This is a genomic window from Mycobacterium sp. E796 (assembly GCF_001672815.1).
Lineage (GTDB): Bacteria > Actinomycetota > Actinomycetes > Mycobacteriales > Mycobacteriaceae > Mycobacterium.
The window spans coordinates 1-2,118 of the sequence record NZ_LZKK01000114.1 but is presented as its reverse complement, the minus strand read 5'-3'; the positions used below and the strand labels follow the sequence as shown (position 1 = coordinate 2,118).

The 2,118-nt window shown below is 72.7% G+C and carries 2 protein-coding genes and 1 pseudogene; 1 reads left to right on the top strand and 2 read right to left on the bottom strand.

Annotation, left to right across the window (positions count from 1 at the left end; all coding sequences use genetic code 11):
* A pseudogene (locus A5706_RS33500) lies at positions 1-334 on the top strand (PE family protein); the annotation flags it as partial.
* Between the two features lie 7 nt (positions 335-341).
* Here A5706_RS33500 and A5706_RS09440 read toward each other — a convergent pair.
* Both A5706_RS09440 and A5706_RS33495 read right to left on the bottom strand, forming a co-directional pair.
* Entirely contained in the window at positions 342-1,667 is a 1,326-nt protein-coding gene (locus tag A5706_RS09440) for a UDP-glucose/GDP-mannose dehydrogenase family protein (protein WP_068129397.1), read from the bottom strand.
* A gap of 88 nt (positions 1,668-1,755) precedes the next feature.
* A partial coding sequence (locus A5706_RS33495) for a hypothetical protein (protein WP_197517796.1) occupies positions 1,756-2,118 on the bottom strand: 363 nt, incomplete at its 5' end.

Here is a 2,118-nt window from a genome sequence, read left to right as displayed (position 1 = left end):
GACGATCGGTGTCGACGGCGGCGCGATCACCTGGTCGCACGAGCACGGCAAGGGCAGCGGCGGCGCGGGCGGCGCCGGTGGTGCCGGTGAGACCACCGGCGGGAACGGCGGCCACGGCGGCAACGCGGCGCTGGTCGGCTATGGGGGAGACGGCGGCCCCGGCGGCCAGGGCGTCACGGGCCGCGGCGGCGACGGCGGTAACGGCGGTGCCGCCGTGCTGGTCGGCAACGGCGGCACCGGTGGCAACGCCGGGACCGGCATGCCGGAGGGCAACGTCGGCACCGGCGGCGCGGGCGGGCTGCTCGGCTCGGCCGGCAACAACGGTCTGGCCTAGCCGCAAGCTAGGGCCGCCGCGCCCCCAGCCGGAACACCCGCCACCCCGCCTGCTCCCAGCGGGCGGCGTCCAGGCAGTTGCGGCCGTCGACCACGACGCGTGCCCGCACCCGGTCGGCGAGGTCGCGCGGGTCGAGGTCGACGAACTGCCGCCACTCGGTGAGCACCAGCACCGCGTCCGCCCGCTCGCAGGCCTCTTCGACCGACACCGCGTAGTTCAGCGTCGGGAAGAGTCGCTGCGCGTTGTCCAACGCCTTGGGGTCGTACACGTTGACCGTGGCGCCGTTGAGCTGAAGCTGCCCGGCGACGTTGAGCGCGGGCGAGTCTCGGACGTCGTCGGATTCGGGTTTGAACGCCGCACCCAGCACGGCGATGTTGGCGCCCAGCAACGAGCCGCCGCAGGCGGTGGTGGTCAGCTCGACCATCCTGGTGCGCCGGCGCATGTTGATGCTGTCCACCTCGCGCAGGAACGTCAGCGCCTGGTCGGCTCCCAGCTCACCGGCGCGAGCCATGAATGCGCGGATGTCCTTGGGCAGGCAGCCGCCGCCGAAACCCAAACCGGCGTTGAGGAATTGGCGCCCGATCCGCGGGTCGTAGCCCAGCGCGTCGGCCAGCAGGCTGACGTCGGCGCCGGCCGCCTCGCAAACCTCAGAGATGGCGTTGATGAACGAAATCTTCGTCGCCAGAAAGGCATTGGCGGAGACCTTGACCAGCTCGGCGGTCTGCAGATCGGTCACCAGGAACGGCACCCCGGCGTCGAGCAACGGGCCGTACAGCTCGCGGGCGGCCGCCTCGGCCCGCGTGGCGCCCTCTTGGATGCCGAGCACGATGCGGTCCGGGTGCAAGGTGTCATGCACCGCGTAACCCTCGCGCAAAAACTCTGGGTTCCAGGCGATTTCGATGTCGACCCCGCCGCGCGCCAGCGCGGCCGCCCGCTCGTTGAGGTCGGCCGCCGTGCCCACCGGCACCGTCGACTTGCCGATGAGCACCGACGGCCTGGTGAGCCGGGGCACCAGCGTGTCGATGACCGCGTGGACGTGGCAGAGGTCGGCGCCGTATTCGCCCTTCTTCTGCGGCGTGCCCACACCCAGGAAATGCACGTCGGCGAAATCGGCCGCCATCTCGTAGTCGGTGGTGAACTGCAGTCGTCCGGCAGCGAGGTTGTCAGTCAACAACTTTCGCAGGCCGGGTTCGTAGAACGGGATGTCACCGCCGGCCAGCTTGGCCACCTTGCCGGCGTCGATGTCCACGCCGATGACCTCGTGCCCCAGTTCGGCCATACCCGCTGCGTGCGTGGCGCCCAGGTAACCGGTGCCAAATACGGTGCATCGCATACCACCGTGTGTAGGTGGCCGCGATGAGCTAACTGCATCGGGCCGCTAATCGGGAGGCAAACGGGAGATGACAGGTGGCCCGAAAGGCCTAGTGGCGGCCCCCGCCGTGACCGCCGCCGAAGCCGCCGCCACCGCCGAAGCCGCCGTGGCCTCCGCCACCGCCGGGGAACCCGGGGAACCCGCCGCCGCCATGCGGACCCTCGCCGCCGCCGTGCGGGCCGTATCCGCCGCCGGGCGGGCCGAACACGCCTCCCGGCGGGCCGCCGATGCCCGGTATGGGCAACGGGATCGGCACCGGAATGGGCGCGACGGCCGGGGGCGGCGCGGGAGCGGGCACCGGGGCCTCCGGCACCGGTGCCGGTGCCGGCGCGGGAGCCTCGGGAATCGGGGCGGGCGCCGGAGCGACCGGAACCGGCGCGGGCGCGGGGGCCTCGCGCACCGGCGCGGGCGC

Excerpts from the sequence above, each read along its gene's own strand:
- A5706_RS09440 (WP_068129397.1), bottom strand. The coding sequence starts at position 1,667 with ATGCGATGCACCGTATTTGGCACCGGTTACCTGGGCGCCACGCACGCA.